Origin of the sequence: Rhizobium sp. BK008, assembly GCF_014197345.1 — a bacterium.
Lineage (GTDB): Bacteria > Pseudomonadota > Alphaproteobacteria > Rhizobiales > Rhizobiaceae > Rhizobium > Rhizobium anhuiense.
The window spans coordinates 553249-573780 of record NZ_JACIFK010000003.1; the positions used below are offsets into that span (position 1 = coordinate 553249).

At 60.7% G+C, this 20532-nt stretch carries 14 protein-coding genes and 2 pseudogenes; 9 read left to right on the top strand and 7 right to left on the bottom strand.

Annotated features, from left to right (window positions below):
* Nucleotides 1-62: 62 nt before the first annotated feature.
* From FHT69_RS17340 to FHT69_RS17365, 7 genes and pseudogenes are all read right to left on the bottom strand, one after another.
* Nucleotides 63-254: a hypothetical protein gene (locus tag FHT69_RS17340; RefSeq protein ID WP_183905684.1), complete on the bottom strand. Its 192-nt coding sequence runs from the start codon at nt 252-254 to the stop codon at nt 63-65.
* 13 nt (nt 255-267) lie between these two features.
* A complete protein-coding gene (locus FHT69_RS17345; RefSeq protein WP_183905685.1) occupies nt 268-465 on the bottom strand; it encodes a hypothetical protein in 198 nt (65 codons plus the stop codon).
* A 373-nt stretch (nt 466-838) separates the two neighbouring features.
* On the bottom strand, nt 839-2005 hold the full coding sequence (locus FHT69_RS17350; RefSeq protein ID WP_183905686.1) for a UDP-galactopyranose mutase: 1167 nt from the start codon (nt 2003-2005) through the stop codon (nt 839-841).
* Nucleotides 2006-2011: 6 nt separating this feature from the next.
* Nucleotides 2012-4087 (bottom strand): glycosyl transferase, encoded by a 2076-nt coding sequence (locus tag FHT69_RS17355; protein WP_183905687.1) that lies wholly within the window; start codon nt 4085-4087, stop codon nt 2012-2014.
* Nucleotides 4088-4263: 176 nt separating this feature from the next.
* On the bottom strand, nt 4264-12567 hold the full coding sequence (locus tag FHT69_RS17360) for a hypothetical protein (protein ID WP_183905688.1): 8304 nt from the start codon (nt 12565-12567) through the stop codon (nt 4264-4266).
* Nucleotides 12568-13134: 567 nt separating this feature from the next.
* Nucleotides 13135-13619, bottom strand: a pseudogene (locus tag FHT69_RS34820) (GNAT family N-acetyltransferase).
* A gap of 83 nt (nt 13620-13702) precedes the next feature.
* On the bottom strand, nt 13703-14056 hold the full coding sequence (locus tag FHT69_RS17365) for a MarR family transcriptional regulator (RefSeq protein WP_097622511.1): 354 nt from the start codon (nt 14054-14056) through the stop codon (nt 13703-13705).
* Nucleotides 14057-14146: 90 nt separating this feature from the next.
* On the opposite strand from FHT69_RS17365, the gene FHT69_RS17370 reads away from it, so the two are divergent.
* From FHT69_RS17370 to FHT69_RS17410, 9 genes and pseudogenes are all read left to right on the top strand, one after another.
* Nucleotides 14147-14686: a hypothetical protein gene (locus FHT69_RS17370; protein WP_183905689.1), complete on the top strand. Its 540-nt coding sequence runs from the start codon at nt 14147-14149 to the stop codon at nt 14684-14686.
* Between the two features lie 3 nt (nt 14687-14689).
* The gene (locus FHT69_RS17375) at nt 14690-15352 is read left to right on the top strand and encodes a transglycosylase SLT domain-containing protein (protein WP_183905690.1); all 663 of its coding nucleotides are present in this window, start codon (nt 14690-14692) and stop codon (nt 15350-15352) included.
* Nucleotides 15349-15648 carry a TrbC/VirB2 family protein gene (locus FHT69_RS17380; protein WP_097542453.1) on the top strand — a complete coding sequence of 100 codons (300 nt, stop codon included), beginning with the start codon at nt 15349-15351 and terminating at the stop codon, nt 15646-15648. The genes FHT69_RS17375 and FHT69_RS17380 overlap by 4 nt, the downstream gene beginning before the upstream one ends.
* A gap of 5 nt (nt 15649-15653) precedes the next feature.
* Nucleotides 15654-15992, top strand: a complete 339-nt coding sequence (locus FHT69_RS17385; protein WP_097542452.1) for a type IV secretion system protein VirB3 — start codon at nt 15654-15656, stop codon at nt 15990-15992.
* Nucleotides 15985-18352: pseudogene (locus FHT69_RS17390) on the top strand (VirB4 family type IV secretion/conjugal transfer ATPase). The gene FHT69_RS17385 and the pseudogene FHT69_RS17390 overlap by 8 nt, the downstream one beginning before the upstream one ends.
* Nucleotides 18352-19050, top strand: a complete 699-nt coding sequence (gene virB5, locus FHT69_RS17395; protein ID WP_097630248.1) for a P-type DNA transfer protein VirB5 — start codon at nt 18352-18354, stop codon at nt 19048-19050. The pseudogene FHT69_RS17390 and the gene virB5 overlap by 1 nt, the downstream one beginning before the upstream one ends.
* On the top strand, nt 19047-19271 hold the full coding sequence (locus tag FHT69_RS17400; RefSeq protein WP_183905691.1) for an EexN family lipoprotein: 225 nt from the start codon (nt 19047-19049) through the stop codon (nt 19269-19271). Before virB5 ends, FHT69_RS17400 begins: the two co-directional genes overlap by 4 nt.
* A gap of 3 nt (nt 19272-19274) precedes the next feature.
* On the top strand, nt 19275-20195 hold the full coding sequence (locus tag FHT69_RS17405) for a type IV secretion system protein (protein WP_183905692.1): 921 nt from the start codon (nt 19275-19277) through the stop codon (nt 20193-20195).
* Between the two features lie 52 nt (nt 20196-20247).
* A complete protein-coding gene (locus FHT69_RS17410) occupies nt 20248-20532 on the top strand; it encodes a hypothetical protein (protein WP_097595445.1) in 285 nt (94 codons plus the stop codon).

Below are 20532 nucleotides of genomic sequence, written 5' to 3' on the forward strand. Positions count from 1 at the left end.
TGACAGTCACTTCTTGAGCGCTGACGGCGCTGTTCAGGATGGCGTGAACAGCGGGTGCGCTTTCAATGGCGGTGCCGATACTGGCGCGAAGAGATTTCGATGGTGAGCTCCGCGTATGTCGATTGGAGTTCCCTCTCCGTGCCGTCTTCGAAATGGTCGTCGAGAAGCAGGGAGCGATACTCTCGAGCAAGCAACCTCGTTTCGAGCTCGTCGCGCAACGCAGAGAGCCGGAAGAATTGGCGTAGCCTGCCCATGGTGTTTCTCCGATCAGGCGGCGCGATGAATGCCGGCTTGTGATGCCGACATCAATTTGTGGATTGCCCGCAGCACATCCGATGGCGCGGCGAAGTGCTGGCCGTCGAGGTCATGCACATGAAACTTCACGGCGATGAACTTCAGCAGGTCCTTGTCTGGAACGACGATGCCGACCGGAACGCCGGCATATTCGATCACCTGTTTGGCCATTGCGATCATCCGTAAAATGGGTCCTCTTGCGACGCATATTCGGCGGGGGGCATGCTTATAGTCTATGAATTTAATAGACTATAAGCGGTAACCGGAGATGACTATTCCGATCGATTCCAAATAACTCCTATGATTGGAGAAAATAATTCTAGAACTGCGGCTTTTTTGACCGCTCCCAGGGCTGAGCGGAACAGGGCCTCCGTGTCCGGAAAAGACTTCGCTAACGCCTATCGCCACCCTCGCTCGCCCGGCGCAGCGGGATTCGAACGACTGGGACGAGCACTGCCAAAAAAGCATGCTGCAAATTTTTGAAATGACTTCAACGCCGGACCCGGCCGGGAAAGGCGGGTTCGCGCCCTCGTCCCGGCGCCAATCAAGGCATCTGGAGCGGCGGATGCAAGAATGCAGGCATGGGCGTCTCACCGGCGCTCGTGGAGAGATATAGCCGTGCGGTGTCCAAGGCTTCGCGAATAGTCACGTCCATGTCGAGATAGCGGTAGGTCCCGAGCCGGCCGACGAAGGTGACGGAAGCCTCCTGTAAGGCGCGCCTGACATATTGGCCAAGCTGCTCCTTTTCCTTTATCAGGCGGATCGGATAGTAGGGGATGTCATCCGGACCGCAGGCCCTGGAAAATTCGCGATAACAGACCGAGCCGGCATGATCTTCCCATGGGGAAAAATGCTTGTGTTCCGTCACCCGCGTATGGGGCACGGCGACATCCCCATAATTCATGACCGCGCAGCCCTGGTAGTCGCCCTCATAGGTAAAGCGCTCGAAATCCAGCGTGCGATATCCCAGACGGCCATATTCGTATTCGAAATAGCCGTCGAGCGGACCGGAATAGAATATGTGGTCAAAGCTCTTGCGCAGACCGCTATCGAAGCGCGTTTCCAGATGGACTGTTATATTTGTGTGATCGAGAATTCGCCCGATCATCTCGGTATAGCCGTGCTCCGGCATGCCCTGGTATTTGTGGAAGAAATAATTGTCGTCGTAGTTGAAACGGACTGGAAGCCGTTTCAGGATGGACGCCGGAAGCTCGGCCGGCGAACATCCCCATTGCTTCTGCGTATATCCCTTGAAGAAGGCATCATACAGGTCCTTGCCGACGAAGCGCAGCGCCTGATCCTCGAAGGTCTTCGGATCGCTTATGCTTTTGTCCGAGCAGCTGTCGATGAAAGCGCGCGCCTCGTCAGGCCTGAACACCTTGCCAAAAAACTGATTGATCGTGTGAAGGTTGATGGGCAGGGAATAGACCTGCCCGGAACTGGTCGTCTTGACCCGGTTCTTATAGGGCAGGAAATTCTGAAAGACATTCACATAGTCCCAGACGTCCTTGTCATCGGTGTGAAAAATGTGCGGCCCGTAGACATGAACCATGACGCCGGTCGCCGCGTCGCGCTCCGTGTGGCAATTGCCGGCAATATGGTTTCGCGTTTCGAAGACGTCGACCTCGTGACCTGCCTTGGCCAGTTCACGCCCGATGACTGCACCTGAAAGGCCCGCGCCGACGACGGCAATTTTTTCAATCCGCGGCATTGCCGATCAGCTCTTCCCGGTGGCGCTTATTGTCGAGGCGGTGAACCCTTCCGTCGCCAGGCGGCTGTCGTAGGGGAAAGGCGCATAATCGTGCCATTCGGCCAGCTTGTTGCGGTAAGCCTGCCTGTAAGCCCGATCGTCCGAAAACGCGATATTGTCCTGAACGAGTTCCATCCCGATGTCGTAATAAATGCCGAGGTTGCGCAAGTCCGGCACAGGTGTTTCACCGCCTTCGGATTCTGCTTGCATTTGCCAGAAAAGCGCCTCGAGGCGGGCGGCAAGAGCTGGAATGTCGCGCAACGTGCAGCTCTCCCGTTTTGCCTGCAAGGATTCCCTGATCGTTCTCAGGCTCTTGGGGTCGTTTGCAAAGCCAATGGCTCTTTCGATGTAGCTCTGCGGCCCCGAGCAGATCAGTTCCGGGACGCCGGCGGCGGCAACGATGCTATGGCAGAAACGCGCGGCAAAGCTCTTGCCGGGGAATGTCAGGATAGGCAGTCCCATGGTGAGCGCGTCGGCTGCGGTGGAATGCGCTCCATAGGGAAATGTGTCGAGGAACAGGTCGGCGAGCGCGATGCGGGCGAGATGCTTCGCATTCGGCGCCTTGGGCGCGAAAATGAGCCGTTCCGGCGCGACACCGGCTTTCTCCGCTGCCTGGCGCAGGCGTTGATCCACATCGTCGTTTCCAGCGAGCAGCCAGAGCACGCTGCCGGTCGTCGCAAGAAGAATTTTCATCCAGTCGGCAAAGGTTTCCTGCGTGATTTTCTGCATGCCGTTGAAGCAGGCAAAAACGAAGGCGTCTTCCGGCAGTCCGGCTTCTGCTCGCGACGGCCTTTCGGCGATCACCCTCTTGCGATCGATCGGCTGGTTGCAGGCAATCCTGAGCACCTTTTCCGAATAATAGATCTCGTTCTCGGGCGGGATGATGTGTTCGTCGGCGATGATGTAGTGATGGAACGGGCTGGCCATGGTGCCGGGATAACCGCAAAAGTTGACCACCACAGGCGCTGGCCGGTAGGCAAAGATTTTCGTTCGTGCATGCTTGGTGTAGCCGTTGACATCGACAAGAATGTCGATGTCGTCGTCGGCGATCTGCCTTGCAGCGTCGGCATCGCTCAGCGCGGCAATATCGCGCCAACAATCAACGGCAGCTTTCATGCGTGCCTGGGTCGCATCCCCTGCAACCGGCTCGCCGCAATAATAGGCGTAGATTTCGAGGCTCTTCTTGTCATGCAGCTCCAGCACCTCTCTAAGCGCAAAACCGACCGCGTGGTCGCGCAGATCCGAGGAGACATAGCCGACGCGAAGGCGCTGGCCGGTTCCCGTCTTCTGCTTCGGCACCTTGCGTGAGAAGCCGCTGGTATCCGGACGTCCGACGAAGGCCTTGTTGTAGCGGTAGGCTTTGGCGAGCTGGAATAATGGATCATCGGAAAAGCAGGCGAGCGCCAGCGGCGACATGGAATCGAGCAGGTGACGCATGGAGACATGGTCCGACGGCACCAGCGTCGGCCACTTGCACTGGCGCTGGCGGAGCGCGCTCCAATGTTGCCCGGCTTCCGTCTTGTCGGGCCGCAGTTCCATCGCCTGCCACAATGCCGTTTCCGCGTCTTCCAGGAGGCCCGCGTTTTCCATGACGCGCCCGATGTGCTGAAGCGCCAGCAGGCGATGCAGCAGCCCGTCGGCTGTGCTCTCCGCAGTCATCTCCACGAAACTCTGCCATTGCAGAATGGCCTGCGTGGCAACGCCGCTGTCTTCCAACGCCCGTCCAAGATTGATGTGCGCCGGTCCAAAGCGCGGATTAAGTTTCAAGCAGGCGCGCAATGCGTGGATCGAGCCTGCCACGTCGCCCAACTGCCGCAGGGTGACCGAATAATTGAAATAGACGAGATGCAGGAAAGGATGAGTCTCGTTGAAGGCGATCCAGACCTTGTAGACCTCTGCCGCCTCGAGTCTTTGCCCGACGGCGCTGCGACTTTCGGCGAACTGAAACAAGTCCGTGAAAGAAAGGCGCTGAGTGCGCGCGAGCTCCAGGATCCCAGCCAGTGACGGAACGGGAATTGGCGCTGATGCATCATTGGTGACCATGGACATCCCACGAATTGACGGCCGGCATTGCTACCATTTGCGAAAGGCTAACGATAGCTAACGGCGATAGCTTGCTCTAAACATGTCGGGCAGACACCTCTTGAAATCAGCGTGGGACTGCGACCCTTGCGATGGCCGAAATCCTTGCGCTGCTCGCTCGCGCTCCCGCCGTGCGATCAGGCATTCAGATAAACCGAAATGACTGCCGCTATCTGGTCCGAACTCAGATTCCCCATCTGGGTTTCCATGAGAGCATTCAGTTGCTCGCTCGACAGGCTCACAATATCGTCCGTGGACAATCCAGCCACACCGGTCGAGCTGAACGATGCGATATCGGCGGTCGAGAAGGTTGCCAGCTCCTCGGTGGTCAGTGCCGCGACTTGGGCCGAAGTCAGGCCGGTGACCTGGCTTGAGGTCAAAGCCTCCGCCTGTTCTGTCGTCAAGGCGGCGATGGCTCTGGTGGTCAGTCCCGAAATCGCACTTGAACCCAAGGCGATGATGTCGTCGGTGGAGAAGAGAGCGAGGTCGTCCGTGTCCAGTGCGGCGAGCTGCACTGCATTCAGGGCACTGATCTGCGCCGTCGACAAGGCCGCGATTTGATCGGTGCTCATGGCCGCCACCTGCTTGTAACCCAGCGAGGCGACCTGGCTTTTTGTCAAAGCGGCGACCTGCTCGCTGGAAAGCGTGGCGACAACGGCTGTGGACAATCCCGATATGGCGCTCGAGCTGATCGCCACCAGTTCTTTTGTCGAGAAGCTTTCCAGATCCTCGGTGGTCAGGCCTGCGACGCCAGCCGAGCTCAATGCCGCAATCTGGGTGGTGGAAAGCGCTTCAACCTGTTCGATACTGAGGGCTGCGACCTGAACGCTGCTCAGACCGGCAATGCTTGCCGTGCCCAGGCCGGCAATTTGAGCCGTGGAGAGAGTGGCGATAAAGTCGGTAGACAATCCCTGTATGGCAGCCGAGCTGATCGCTGCGATATCGGCTGTTGAGAAGGTTGCCAGGTCGTCGGTGGCGAGGCCCGCGATGCCGGCCGAACTCAACCCGGCAATCTGTGTGGTGGAAAGCACCTCAACCTGCTCGATGCTCAAAGCACCGACCTGCGCGCTGCTCAGACCGGCGACGCTGGCGGCGCTTAGAGCCGCGATCTGCGCGGTCGACAAGGCCGCGAGATCATCGGTCGTCAAGACGGCAACCTGTGTGGAACCAAGCGCGCCGACCTGAGCGGTGGTCAGGGCCTCCAGCTGATCGGTGCTCAAGGCCTCGATCTGTGCGGTGGAAAGGCCCGCAATGCCAGCCGTGCCCAGGGCCGCGATCTGACCCGTCGATAAGGCTGCGATGGTGGCCGTGCTCAAACCGGATATGGCAGTCGAGCTGATCGCCGCGATATCGGCGGTCGAGAAGGTCTCGAGATCGTCCGTTCCGAGCGCCGCAATCTGGGCTGAGCTCAGCACGGCAACCTGGCTCGTCGTCAAAGCCTTGGCCTGATCGGTGCTCAATGCGGCAATCTGCGCGGTCGCCAGGCCGGCGATGCCAGCCGTGCTCAGGGCCGCGATCTGGGCAGTCGACAGAGCCGCGATAACGGCTGTCGACAATCCCGATAGTGCGCTCGAACCGATCGCTGCGATATCGGCGGTCGAGAACGCCTCGAGATCGTCCGTTCCGAGCGCCGCGGTCTGCTTGGAGCTGAGAGCCCCGACCTGGGTCGTCGTCAAGGCCTCAACCTGACCTGTGCTGAGTGCGGCAATCTGCGCGCTGCTCAGACCTGTGATGCCGGCGGCACTCAGAGCCGCGATCTGCGCGGTCGACAGTCCCGCGATATCATCGGTACTCAAGGCAGCAACCTGCTTGGAACCAAGCGCGCCGACCTGAGCGGTCGTCAGGGCCTCAAGCTGGCCAGTGCTCAAGGCAACGATCTGCGCGGTGGAAAGGCCCGCAATGCCAGCCGTGCCCAGGGCCGCGATCTGGCCCGTCGAAAAGGCTGCTATCGTGTCTGCGGTCAATCCCGATATTGCGCTCGAACTGATCGCTGCGATATCGGCGGTCGAGAAGGTCTCGAGATCGTCCGTTCCGAGCGCCGCGATCTGGGTCGAGCTCAAGACTGCGACTTGCAGTGTCGTCAGGGCACTGGCCTGATCGGTACTCAATGCGGCAATCTGCGCGGCGCTCAGACCTGCGATGCCGGCCGTGCTGAGTGCCGCGATCTGCGCGGTCGTCAGTCCCGCGATATCAGCGGTCGCCAAGACAGCAACTTGCTTGGAACCAAGCGCGCCGACCTGAGCTGTGGTCAGGGCCTCCAGCTGATCGGTGCTCAAGGCCTCGATCTGCGCGGTGGAAAGGCCCGCAATGCCAGCCGTACCCAGAGCCGCGATCTGGTCCGTCGAAAAGGCTGCGATCGTGTCCGCGCTCAATCCCGAAATGGCACTCGAACTGATCGCCGCGATATCGGCAGTCGAGAAGGTCTCGAGATCGTCCGTTCCGAGCGCCGCAATCTGGGTCGAGCTCAGCACCGCAACCTGGGGCGTCGTCAGAGCCTCGGCCTGGTCCGTGCTCAATGCGGCAATCTGCGTGGTCGTCAGGCCGGCGATGCCGGTCGTGCTCAGCGCCGCAATCTGGGCGGTTGACAGGGCCGCGATATCATCCGTGCTCAGGGCGACAAGCTGCTTGGAGCTGAGAGCCCCGACCTGTGTCGTCGTCAGGGCCCCAACCTGACCTGTGTTGAGCGCAGCGATCTGCGTGGTGGTCAGACCCGCAATACCGGACGTGCTGAGCGCGGCAACTTGCGTGCTGGAAAGGGAAGCGACCGCAGCGGTGCTCAGGGCGGCGATCTGCGTCGAGTTGAGCACAGCAACCTGCTTGGTCAGCAAGTCGTCGATTTGCCCGGCGTCCAAGGCCGCGATCTGTTTGGTGGAAAGGCCGGCAATCCCGGCCGTGCTCAGGGCAGCGATCTGAGCACTGGACAGCGCGGCGATAACCGTCGTGGACAATCCGGTGATCGCACTCGAACCGATCGCCGCCATATCCTTGGTTGAGAAAGTCGCTATATCGTCCGTATCCAGGGCCGCAAGCTGCGTCGCACTCAGCGCCCCGACCTGGATCGTCGTCAATGCCTCGGCCTGTGCGGTGCTCAGGGCGGCGATCTGTTTGGTGGAAAGCTGTGCGATGCCGGATGTGCTCAGGGCCGCGATCTGATCTGTCGAGAGGACGGCTATGACAGCGGTGGGCAATCCCGCTATGGCGCTCGCACTGAAGGCGGCGATATCCTTGGTCGAGAACGTGGCTATGTCGTCGGCATCCAGCACAGCAAGCTGTGTCGAACTGAGGGCGCCGATCTGAGCGGTGGTCAAAGCGTCAAGCTGTGCTGTGCTCAAAGCGACGATCTGTTTGGTGGAAAGGCCCGCAATGCCTGACGTGCTCAGGGCCGCGACCTGATCCGTCGAGAGGGCCGCGATAACGGCGGTGGACAATCCCGATATGATACCCGAACTGATGGCCGCGATATCCTTGGTGGAGAACGTGGCTATGTCGTCCGGACTCAAAGCAGCGATTTGCTTGGAATTGAGAGCGCCGACCTGCGTGGTCGTCAAGGCCTCGGCCTGGGCGGTGCTCAGCGCCGCAATCTGTGTGGTGGAAAGGCCTGCGATGCCTGATGTGCTCAGGGCTGCGATCTGCTCAGTGGAGAGGGCGGCGAGAAGATCCGTACTCAAGGTGGCGACTTGCGTCGAACTCAGCGCTGCAATCTGCCTGGTGAGCAAGGCGTCGATCTGACCGGAATTCAGCGCATTGATCTGTTCGGTGGTCAGACCCGCAATGCCTGACGTGCTCAGGGCCGCGATTTGATCCGCCGAGAGGGCAGCCATAGCGGTCGTGGACAAGCCTGATACGGCGCTCGAGCCGATCGCCGCGATGTCCTTGGTCGAGAAAGCGTCCAGATCATCCGTCTGCAGGGCGGCTATCTGATTTGAGCTCAGCATGGCGACCTGCGTCGTCGTCAGGGCCTCCGCCTGTACAGTGGAAAGGGCGGCGATCTGCTCGGTGGTCAGACCCGCAATGCCGGATGCGCTCAGAGCGGCGACCTGCGCAGTGGAAAGGGCGGCGATGACATCGGTGCTCAAAACAGCCACCTGCGCTGAGCTGAGCACTCCAACCCGCGCGGTGGTCAAGGCGGCAATCTGCGACGTGCCGAGGGCGGCGATCTGGCTGGTGGTCAGCCCGGCGATCGCGGATGCACTCAAGACGGCGATCTGATCCGTCGAAAGCGCCGCTATGACAGCCGTGCTCAAGCCCGACATGCCTTTACTGGTGATCGCCGCGATATCGGCGGTCGAAAAAGTGGCGACGTCATTGGGTTCCAGAGCACCCACCTGGGTGGAGCTCAGCGCGGCGACCTGAGCCGTCGTCAATGCTTCTGCCTGCGCCGTGCTCAAGGCCTCGACCTGATCGGTTGTCAGACCCGCAATGCCGGATGTGCTCAGGGCGGCAATCTGTGCGGTGGAAAGGGAAGCGACGACATCCGTACCGAGGGTGGCGACTTGCGTTGAACTCAGCGCCGCAACCTGCTTGGTGAGCAGGGAATCAATTTGACCGGTGCTCAGCGCGTCGATCTGTTTGGTGGTCAGGCCTGTGACGCTGGCCGTGCTCAGTGCGGCGATCTGATCCGCCGAGAGGGCTGCTATGACGGCCGTGCTCAAGCCCGATATGGCTTTGCTGCCGAGCGCCGCAATATCGGCGGTCGAGAATGCGGCGATATCGTTCGCATCCAGGGCCGCAAGCTGGGTCGAGCTCAACATGGCGACCTGCGTCGTCGTCAATGCCGCTGCCTGGGCCGTGCTCAGGGTGTCGATCTGTTCGGTGGTCAGACCCGCAATGCCGGCCGCGCTCAGGGCAGAGATCTGCGCAGTGGAAAGGGAAGCAACGGCGTCCTTGTCGAGAGCCGCCACTTGCGCCGAACTCAGCACCGCAACCCGCGCGGTCGTCAAGGCGGCAATTTGCGCCGGCTTCAGGGACGCGATCTGGCTGCTCGAAAGACCTGCAACCCCTGCTGCGCTCAGGGCAGCGATCTGATCCGTCGAGAGGGCTGCCGTGACGGCCGTGCTCAAGCCCGATATGGCTTTGCTGCCGATCGCCGCAATATCGGCGGTCGAGAAGGTCGCGATATCATCCGTCCCCAAGGCGGAATACTGTGTTGAAGTCAGCGCTGCAGCCTGGGTCGTCGTCAATGCTTCCGCCTGCGTCGTGCTCAGGGCGGAGATCTGTTCGGTGGTCAAACCCGCCGTACCGGCGGCGCTGAGGGCCGCAACCTGCGCAGTGGAAAGGGATGCGACGACATTCGCCCCCAGGGCCGCGACTTGCGTTGAACTCAGCACCGCAACGCGAGCGGTGCTCAAGGCGGCAACCTGGCTGGTGTTCAGGGCTGCGATCTGGCTGGTCGTCAGGCCAGTAACCGCGCTCGCGCTGAGGGCCGCAACCTGTGCGGTGGAAAGCTCTGCGATCTGTTCTGCGCTCAAGCCCGATATGGCTTTACTGCTGATCGTCGCGATATCGGCGGTCGAGAAGGTGGCTATGTCATCCGTCCCAAGAGCGCCGAGCTGGGTTGAGCTGAGGACCGCGACCTGGGTCGTCGTCAGCGCGCCAGCCTGGCTGGTGCTCAAGGCGGCGATCTGGCTGGTTGTCAGGGCAACGACGGCGCTCGTGCTCAAGGCGGCGATCTGATCGGTCGAGAGTGCTGCAATGCCGTCTGGGCTCAAGCCGGCCATGGCCTTGCTGGTGATCGCCGCCACATCGGCGGTCGAGAATGTGGCCAAGTCGTCCGTTCCGAGCGCCGCAATCTGGGCGGAGCTCAGCACTTTCACCTGTGAGGCGGACAGTGCCTCGGCCTGCGCCGTGCTCAAGGCGGCGATCTGGTCGGAGGTCAGTCCCGTGACACCGGATGTGCTGAGGGCGGCAACCTGCGCGGTAGAAAGCACCGTGATGTCTTTGGTGTTCACGACCGCGATTTGCGACGCCTTGAGGGCGCCAACTTGTTCCGTCGTCAAGGCGGCAATCTGCGATGTGCCGAGCGCTGCGATCTGACTGGTCGTCAGGGCAACGACGGCGGTCGTGCCCAGAGCAGCGATCCGATCCGTCGAAAGCGCGGCAATGCCGGCCGTGCTCAAGCCGGTTACCGCTTTACTGGTGATTGCCGCCATATCTGCAGTCGAGAAGGTGGCCAAGTCGTCCGTTCCGAGCGCCGCGATCTGGGCGGCGCTGAGCGCCTTCACCTGTGAGGTGGTCAGTGCCTCGGCCTGCGCCGTGCTCAGGGCGACGATCTGATCGGAGGTGAGACCCGTGATGCCTGATGTGCTGAGGGCGGCAAGCTGCGTGGTGGAAAGCGCCGCGATGTCGGCCGTGTCCAGGACCGCGATTTGCGATGCCTTGAGGGCGCCAAGCTGGGTCGTCGTCAAGGCGGCGACCTGCGATGGGCTCAAGGCGGCGATCTGACCGGTCGTCAGGGCAACGACAGCGCTCGTGTTCAGAGCAACAAGCTGTTCCGTCGAGAGGGCCTCGACCTGACTGGTCGCCAGACCCGCGATCGCGCTCGTGCTAAGGGCCGCGACCTGCGCGGTGGAAAGCGCCGCGACAAGGCCCGTGCTCAAGCCGGTGACCGCCTTGCCGGTAATTGCCGCGATATCGGCGGTCGAGAAGGTGGCTATGTCGTCCGTTCCGAGCGCCGCGATCTGGGTTGAGCTCAGCGCCTTCACCTGTGCGACAGACAGGACCTCGGTCTGTGTCGTACTCAAGGCGACGATCTGGTCGGAGGTCAGCCCGGTGATGCCTGATGTGCTGAGGGCGGCAACCTGCGCGGTGGACAGGGATGCGACGATAGCCGTACCTAAAGCCGCAATCTGCCTGGAGCTCAAAACCGCGGCCTGGCTCGCCGTCAATGCTCCAGCCTGCGCCGTGCTCAAGGCGGCGATCTGCTCGCTCGTCAAGCCCGCAATGCCGGCCTTGCTCAGTGCCTCGATCTGGTCCGTCGAGAGGGAGGCGATCACGGCCGTGCTCAGGCCCGGCATGGCTTGACTGGTGATCGCCGCCATATCGGCGGTCGAGAAAGTGGCTATGTCGTCCGTTCCCAGGGCCGCGATCTGGGTCGAGCTCAAGGCTGCGACCTGGATCGTCGTCAATGCCTCGGCCTGTGCCGTGCTCAGGGCGGCGATCTGGCCGGACGTCAGACCCGCAATGCCTGATGTGCCGAGGGCGGCAACCTGCGCGGTGGAAAGCACCGTGATGTCGTTGGTGTCCATCACCGCGATTTGCAACGCCTTGAGGGCGCCGACCTGGGTCGTCGTCAAGGCGGCAATCTGCGCGGTGCTGAGGGCGACGATCTGGCTGGTCGACAGCTCGGCGATCGCACCCTTACTCAGGGTGGCAACCTGCGCGGTGGAAAGCACCGTGATGTCGTTCGTGTCGAGGACCGCGATTTGCGATGCCTTGAGGGCGCCGACCTGGCTCGTCGTCAACGAGGCAATCTGCGCCGTGCTGAGGGCGACGATCTGGCTGGTCGTCAGACCAGCGATCGCGCTCGTGCTCAGGGCCGCGACCTGTTCGGTGGAAAGGGCGGCGACAAGGCCCGTGCTCAGGCCCAATATGGCTTGACTGGTGATCGCCGCCATATCGGCGGTCGAGAAGGTGGCTAAATCATCTGACCCCAGGGCTGCAATCTGGGTTGAGCTCAGCGCCTTTACCTGCGTGGCCGACAGTGCCTCGGCCTGTGCCGCGCTCAGGGCGGCGATCTGGTTGGTCGTCAAGCTCGCAACCGCACCTGTGCTGAGAGCAACAAGCTGGGCGGTGGAAAGCACCACAATGTCTTTCGTGCCCATGGCCGCGATTTGCGATGCCTTGAGCGCGCCGACCTGGGCCGTCGTCAAGGCGGCAACCTGCGATGTGCTCAGCGCCGCGATCTGGCTTGTGGTGAGGCCCGCGATCGCGCTCGCGCTCAGGGCAGAGATCTGATCCGTCGAGAGGGTTGCGATAGCGGCCGTGGACAGGCCCGATATGGCTTTGCTGGTGATCGCCGCGAGATCGGTGGTCGAGAAAGTCGCCACATCCGCGGCGCTTAAAGCGGCGAGCTGCAACGAACTGAGAGCACCCACCTGAGATGAGGTCAGGGCCTGTGCCTGATCTGTCGTCAATGCGCCAATCTGCGCGGTCGTGATTGCCGCAATTTGAAGCGAGCTCAGGCTTTCGATGTCAGTGCTGTTCAAGACAGCCAGTTGATCCACGGTCAAACCGACAATGGCACTTTGTGAAATGGCACTTAATTGCTGCGAGCTGAGAACATCGACATCTTCCGTGTCCAAAGCAGCGATTTGAGACGACGAAAGCGCGCTGATCTGCTTGGTGGTAAGCGAGGCCACATCTTCCGTCGTCCAGGCTGCAACCGTGGACGTTGCAAGAGACCTGATCTGACTGCTGGTAAGGGAGGAAACAATCGACGTCATATGTAAAAACTCTTGCGTTAGCCAATACAATAAAGTTCAGCGTTTCGAAGCCTGCACCGCCTGTTTGGCCGGGCTCTGAAAAGAACCAACGCTCTGAAAATTCACTGCCCAGCAAAGAGGAGTGTAATCAGATTGGCTTGCGCGAACCTGTAGTTGTCAAACTGATCGGTACCGGAATTGTGCGGTGAGCCGCCGCTCGATCCCGTCCAAGGGCCTGATTTGCAGGTCGATGTCGCGCGTCGGTTCGAGAAGGACGTTGGGGAGAGGCGTTGGCAAACAGCTGACGGCTATGCGACGGCTCGCATAAAGGGCTTGATGCAGTTTCGATCGAGATGGCACCCCCACCTCATCGAAATCCGGGCGGAGTGACATTCCAACTTTGCACAAACAGGGACACTTCAACTCTAACTTCTAGTCTAAATACAACAGGAGCCTAGGCGCCTGCTGGCAGGGAGACAGCCGCGCTCAAAGACGTCCTGTTCGGGATTGTTAAGCTGTGCCGGGTCGGATCGGGCCGATGTAAAGAAGCTCTGCTCCGAGGATCAAGCTGCCGTGGATTGCCAGCCCTTAGCGCCTCATTGGCAAGATCAGGCCCCAACCGAGTTTCCTGAGGCGGTCCGAACGGCTCGAAACCCAGTTTTTTGTAGACGGCAATCGCTCGTTCGTTGCCAGGATGAGGATCGGTTGCGATCACGGCGCCTTCTCATCAAAGAGAGCCTGCATTCTGGCGCCGATAAATGCTGATCCGTGCCCAACACCGATCGTATCGGGGTCGCCAATGTATTGGTCAATTCCCCGCGAAACCCTCGGGAAGTTTGGCAAAATGGTGATCTTCCCACCCATGGACTGTGTAGTCCTGCATGAACGCGAAGGGAAGTCCGAAGGATGAAACAATCCAGCGTGCTACCCGAGGATCAGCCAACTCCTCTTCATCGTTATGGCTCATCCGAATTCCACCATTCACGCAGATGAGGCTTTGATTGCCATTCCATGAGCAAATCAAGGTCGTCCAGTGTCGCTCTGCGAAAACTGTATTGATCGGGTGTCATCATGAGCTCAGTTTACCAGATCATCCGCCGGAGGGTATGGCAGCCGAATGCTGGACGATCTGAAAAACGTCACTTAAATCCGCCGCTCATTCGTTTCCGAACGAACTTAGCTTCTCCAGAAGCGCTTCCGAGATCTCGAACTGACGCGCCGTTCCACGACCCATAGAGTTCTTGACGATCGTCTCGGTCAACATTCCTCGCCTCACCAGAAGGTCCACCGTCTCCTTGACGCCGCTGCGCGTCAGAGACGTGATTTCCATGATGCTGGAAAGAGTTAGCTTCTGGTGCGCTTGGTTCATGCTGTAGAGGACCGTCATCATGCCGACCTGCTTCAGCCTTGCCTGAGGCGTCTCGTCTTCCTGGGGGTGATCGAGGATCTCATGCAGGATAAGGCCTGAGAAAGCCAGATTACGCCACTGGGTTGCAATTGCTCTTGTCATGTCTTTTTACTGTGTTATATAAATCAGTATAAATCGCACTAGCACCACGCTACCTCTTCCGCAATGGGACGTCTTTGAAGGGTCGTGCTCATGAAAAACCTTCTGTTCAACACGGTTGTCGCGGCCTGCTGCATATTGCCACCCTATCTTAATTCACCAGGCAGGGCGCAAGCAAATGAGTGGGGTTGCGAGGTTATTCTGTGCCTTTCCAACCCCGGAGGCCCGACGCAGTTTGCAGAATGCCGCCCGCCGATCGAAAAGCTCTGGCGCGAGCTTGCCGAGGGGCATTCGTTCCCCACTTGCAGCGGCGCCACCTTCCACAGTTCCCGCCCGGGCTATGAGCCGTATTACTGCGAAAGCGGATACCGGCTGCAAAGCGACTATGGTCCGCGCGGGCAGGAAATAACCTGCGTGTCGATCGCCCTTCAGCCGGTGAGCGACGCGTTCTGCCCCGATCTCGGGGAGAGCAGCAGTTCCAGCAACAATTCGGTTTTGGCGCCGCGATGGCAGCTGGTCAATGGTCGGCGCCAATGCATGGGCTATGCGACCGCTCGCCCGATGGTGAGATCGCAGCCCCACTATGTCGACGTCACCATCGATGGGATGGGCACGCAACGGGTCTGGTACTGAACTATGGCTGTGGCATTCGTTGATCTCGCCCAGAACTGCGCACCCGTGGTGGACGTCAGGACGCTTGCCGCCGTCGTCAGTCTGGAGAGCGGCTTCAATCCACTCGCCATTGATATCAACAGCGGTCCGCCGCCTGAGCGCCAACCCGCGTCGAAGGCGGAGGCGATCGAGCGCGCGACCTCCCTTGTTGCCGATCGGCAGGACATCCGGATCGGTCTGGGCGGCATTGGGGCGGCGGAGCTGGGCAGACTGAAGCTTTCGATTTCGGATGCGTTCGATCCCTGCTTGAACCTCAAGGCGACGGCCACTCTGCTCGATGGCTACTACCGCCTTGCCTTGCGCTCCGGGGCCGATGCGACGCAAGCCGAAAAGGTGATGCTTCAGTCCTACTACGGGCGTGACGATCCGTCTGTTGGCGAAATGATCAAATATGACGCTGAGGTCCGCCAGGAAATGAGCCGCCTGCCTTCCGACCTTGCGTCTCTCACTATCGCCGAGCCGCGGCAAGAAACCCCTGTCGCGGACCCGTCAGCCAGGCGGGAGATATCGCCGGCTACACAATTGCTTTCCCAATCCGGCGGAGCCGCATCGTGGGACGTCTTCAACGTCCGGCGGTCATCCCAGGTTCTCGTGTTTCAAGACGAACGATCGGAGCAACGAAAATGATCTCAAGAGCAGACTTTCGCCCTGTCGCAGCCCCTCTCCTGATGGCCGCCGTCATCAGCGCCTGCCTGGTAGAGCCGGCCTTCGCGCAGGCGGCCGGCGTCGAAACCGTCCTGCAGAACATCGTCGACATGCTGACCGGCAATATTGCCAGGCTGCTTGCGGTCATCGCCGTCATCATCATCTGCATCGCCTGGATGTTCGGCTACATGGATCTTCGCCGCGCCGGTTTCTGGATTATCGGCATCGGCGGAATCTTTGGTGCGACGGAACTCGTCAATACGATCGTCGGAAGCTGATCATCATGCAAACAGCCGCCGCTATCGAGGAAGATATCTTGTTTCTTGCCTGCACGCGCCCGGCGATGATTGCCGGCGTGACGATGGAGGCGATGGGCGTCAACGTCATGCTGACGACCATCCTCTATATCACCGCGGGATCGATCGCCTACGCACTTGTCGGCGTCGTCTTCCATTTCATATTCCGCACGCTCGTCAAGCATGACCACAACATGTTCCGCATCCTGATCTCCTGGATCGAGACCCGCGGCCGGTCGCGCAACGCCGCCTATTGGGGCGGCGCCAGCTTGTCGCCCCTGAGGCTCATCCGGCGCTATGACGAAAAGGATTTGAGCTTTGCCTAGCACCGCAACGCTTCGCTCGCGCGAACTCGGGCCCGAAACTTTCATTCCATACGTCCGTCATGTCGACGAGACGACGATCGCGCTCGAATCCAGGGCCTTGATGGTGATGGTCGCGCTTGAAGGCATATCCTTCGAAACTGCCGATGTCCTGGACCTCAACAGCCTGCACCGCGATCTTAATACGCTTTACCGCAACATCGCCGACGACCATCTGGCGCTCTGGACTCATGTCATCCGCCGCCGCGACAACGCCTACCCGGACGGAGCCTTCGCCAACCCCTTCTCGCAAGGTCTGAACGCTCGATATCGCGACCGCATGATCGAAGAGGATCTGTTTCGCAATGATCTTTACCTCTCGCTTGTCTGGCATCCGGGCCGGGATCCCGCAGAAAAAGCCGCCCATCTTCTCTCCCGCCTGCGCAAGGCGCGCCGCGACCGTGTCGAGCTTGATGAGGATGCCCTGAAGCATCTGAGGGACAAGGTCTCCGACGTGACCGCCGGGCTGAAACGCTTCGAGCCTCGTGTGCTTTGCCTCTACGAACAGGACGAGATCGTCTTTTCCGAGCCGAGCGAGGTTTTGCATCAGATCGTCGGCGGCCGGCGCGAGCGCGTCCCGCTGACGGAAGGCCGTATATCCTCGGCGATCTATTCGCACCGGGTGATCTTCGGGCGGGAGACCGTCGAGATCCGTCATGAGGCCGCAAGCCGTTACGCCGGCATATTCGGGTTCAAGGAATATCCGGCGACCACCCGCAGCGGCATGCTCGACGGCATCCTGACGGCGCCCTTCGAGCTTATCCTGACGCAATCTTTCGCCTTCGTCGCAAAAGCCGATGCGCGCACGATCATGGGGCGCAAGCAGAACCAGATGGTCAGCGCCGGCGACAAGGCGGCGTCGCAGATCGAAGAGCTGGCCGATGCCATGGACGATCTGGAATCGAACCGCTTCGTGCTTGGAGAACATCATCTGGCCCTGTCGGTCTTTGCGCCCTCGGTGAAGGAACTCACCGACAATATGGCCAAGGCACGCGCCTATCTCACCAATGGGGGTGCGGTCGTCGCCCGCGAGGATCTTGGCCTTGAGGCGGCCTGGTGGGGGGCAGGGGCCGGGCAATTTCCGCTACCGGGCAAGATCGGGCGCCATCACCTCGCGAAATTTTGCCGCACTTTCCCCTTTCCATTCCTATCCCGCCGGCAGGAAAGACGGCAACGAATGGGGACCGGCCGTCGCCATGCTGAAGACCGCCTCCGGTTCGCCCTTCTATTTCAATTTCCACCATAGCGATCTCGGCAACACCTTCGTCTGCGGCCCGTCCGGCACGGGCAAGACGGTGCTCTTGAACTTCATGCTGTCCCAGCTCGAAAAACATGATCCGCACATGGTCTTCTTCGACAAGGATCGCGGAGCCGACCTGTTCGTCCGGGCCGCGGGTGGCACCTACCTGCCGCTTCGAAACGGTGTCGCCACCGGCTGCGCGCCGTTGAAGGCATTTGAACTCACCCCGGAAAACAAGGTGTTCCTCGCCCGCTGGGTCGGCCAGCTGGTCGGGTCGGCAAAGCGTCAACTGACGGTCTTGGAGCTGCGCGACATCGCCTCGGCGATCGACGGGCTGGCGGACCTGCCGGTCGAAGGGCGTTCGATCGGCGCCTTGCGCACCTTCCTCAACAATACCGATCCCGAAGGCATCGCGGCGCGGCTCAGGCGGTGGGAAAGGGGTGGGCCGCTCGGCTGGGTGTTCGACAACCAAACCGACGACATCGGGATCGGCGCCAAGTTCATCGGATACGACATGACCGACTTCCTCGACAATGAGGAAATCCGCACCCCGTTGATGGCCTACCTGTTCTTCCGCATCGAGCAACTGATCGACGGGCGGCGCATCATCATCGTCATCGACGAGTTCTGGAAGGCGCTGCAGGACGAAGGCTTTCGCGACCTCGCGCAGAACAAGCTGAAGACGATCCGCAAACAGAACGGCCTGATGCTGTTTGCGACCCAAAGCCCGCGCGACGCGATCGTCTCGCCGATTGCCCATACGATCATCGAGCAGTGCCCGACGCAGATCTTCCTTCCCAATCCGCGCGGCGACCATGGCGATTACGTCGACGGGTTCAAACTGACGGAGCGCGAATTCGAACTGCTCTCGCGCGAGCTTTCGGTCGAAAGCCGGCGCTTCATCGTCAAGCAGGGCCACAACAGCGTCGTCGCCGAATTGAACCTCAGGGGCTTTGACGACGAGCTCGACATCCTGTCCGGCCGCACCGCCAACGTCGAACTCGCCGAGACGATCCGGGCGGAGATCGGCGACCGGCTGGAAGACTGGCTACCCGTGTTTCGGCAAAGAAGGAGGACGGATTGATGGAGAGGATCAGAATAGAGTTTGCTCTGGCGATGATGGTTGCACTGTTGCCGGCTGGAACGGCATTCGCACAGGGCATTCCGGTCATCGATGAGACGGCGATCGCCAAGCAGATCGAGAGCATCACTCAGCTGAAATCCCAGCTCGACACGCTCAATCAGCAGCTCCAGCAGGCGCAGCAGCTTTACGCATCGCTGAACAAGCTTACCAACATGGCCGATGTCGCCGGTCTGCTGAACGACCCTTCGATCCGCAAGGCATTGCCGCAGGATTTCAATGCCATCGAAGGCTTGCTCAAAGGCTCGGGCAGCGGTGTCTTCGCCACCTCCGCCTCGAAATTCCTCGAAGAAAATTCGACCTATCGCACCGATGCCAATGATTTCTATGCGCAAGAATTGGCCCGCGCTCAGAACCAGAATGCCGGGCAGATGAGCCTCGGCCAGCAGATCTACGATGCCGCCACCAAGCGCATCGACGGCATCGATCAGCTACGCCAGCAGATCTCGGGTGCAGCCGACGCCAAGGATATCGCCGACCTTCAGGCACGCCTGCAGGCCGAAACCGCCTTTCTGCAAACCGACGTGCTGCGCATGCAGGCTCTGCAGATGGTCCAGCAGGCACAGGTTCAGGTCGACGACCAGCGCAGGGCCGAGGATTGGCGCAAGCGCCTGGATGCCATGGCAGAGGCGCTCAAATGAAATATCTCGTTCCTGGTATCGCCGCGCTTGCGCTTTCCGGCTGCTTCGGCGAGGGCGACAAGATCTATACCGTCGACGAACTGATGGCTGATCAGGCCCTGCTCGCGAAGATCACAAGCGAATGCCGCAGCAACCCTGGCGCCTTGCGTCAGACGCCCAATTGCCAAAACGCCGAGGCGGCGCACTGGAAGCTGTGGCTCCGCACTACGCCTGGAGGCTGAGCCATGTACCAGGTCTTCAGCTTCGTCGATGGTCAGTTCAAGTCGCCGCTCGAGAATTTCATCTCGTCGGGCACGTCGAACATCGCCAGCTGGATCAGCGGCCCGCTCACCGCGGCGCTGACGCTCTACGTCGTGCTCTATGGTTACCTCGTCCTTCGGGGCTCAGTCCAGGAGCCCATTGTCGAATTCGCCTTCCGGGCGATGAAACTTGCGATCATCGTCATGCTGGTGCGCAACGCCAGCGAATATCAGACTTATGTCACCAAGATTTTCTTCGAGACGCTGCCGCGCGAGATTTCCCAGGCGCTGAACTCGGGTAGCGCACCGAGTGCCTCCACCTTCGACAGCCTGCTCGACAAGGGCCAGAAATGCGCCAAGGACATCTGGGCGCGTGCCACCTGGCCTGCCGACATCGTCAACGGCATCGGCGGGATGATGGCCATCGGCGCGAGCTTCACGGTGGCTGCGATCGGCTATATCGTCTCGCTCTATGCCCGGCTGGCGCTCGCCATCGTGCTGGCCATCGGGCCGATCTTCGTGGCGCTGGCGATGTTCCAGTCCACCCGTCGTTTTACCGAATCCTGGATCGGTCAGCTCGCCAATTTCGTCATTCTCCAGGTCCTGGTCGTCGCGATCGGTTCACTGCTGATCAGCTGTATCGACACGACCTTCACGGCGGTCGAAAGCTATACCGATGTCATGATGCGCCCGGTCGCCCTTTGCGCCATCTGCCTTGCTGCCCTTTACGTCTTCTACCAACTGCCCGGAATCGCCTCAGCGCTTGCAGCGGGCGGGGCGTCGCTGACCTACGGCTATGGTGCTGCCCGAGACGCCCATGAGGGCACGCTCGCCTGGGCCGCCTCGCATGGTGCCAGAGCTGTTGGTCGCGGCGCCCGTTCCGTCGGCCGCCGTCTCAGATCTTGAGGGGCCGGAAGACGACTTCTCCACGACAAATGTTTCAGAGGTTTGCATTTCAATGATCCGCATTATCGTCTCGCTCCTCCTTGCCTTGGAGTTCACCGGCTGCGCATCGAGGTCCCATCCTTTGCCCAAATGCGATGGCTATTCGCGCCGGCCGCTTAACCGCGCCATGTGGCAGTGGGAGGACAACAAGCCCGCCAAGCAAAGCGGCAATGACGCAGTCCCGGCGACGGCGGCCGGCCAGGTGTCTTCCTATGGAAAAGAGCCGCTGACGGAGGGGCCAGCCGACTTCGCGCATTTCGATGCCGCGGGTTCCTATCGGCCATGCGAGGAGGGGTGA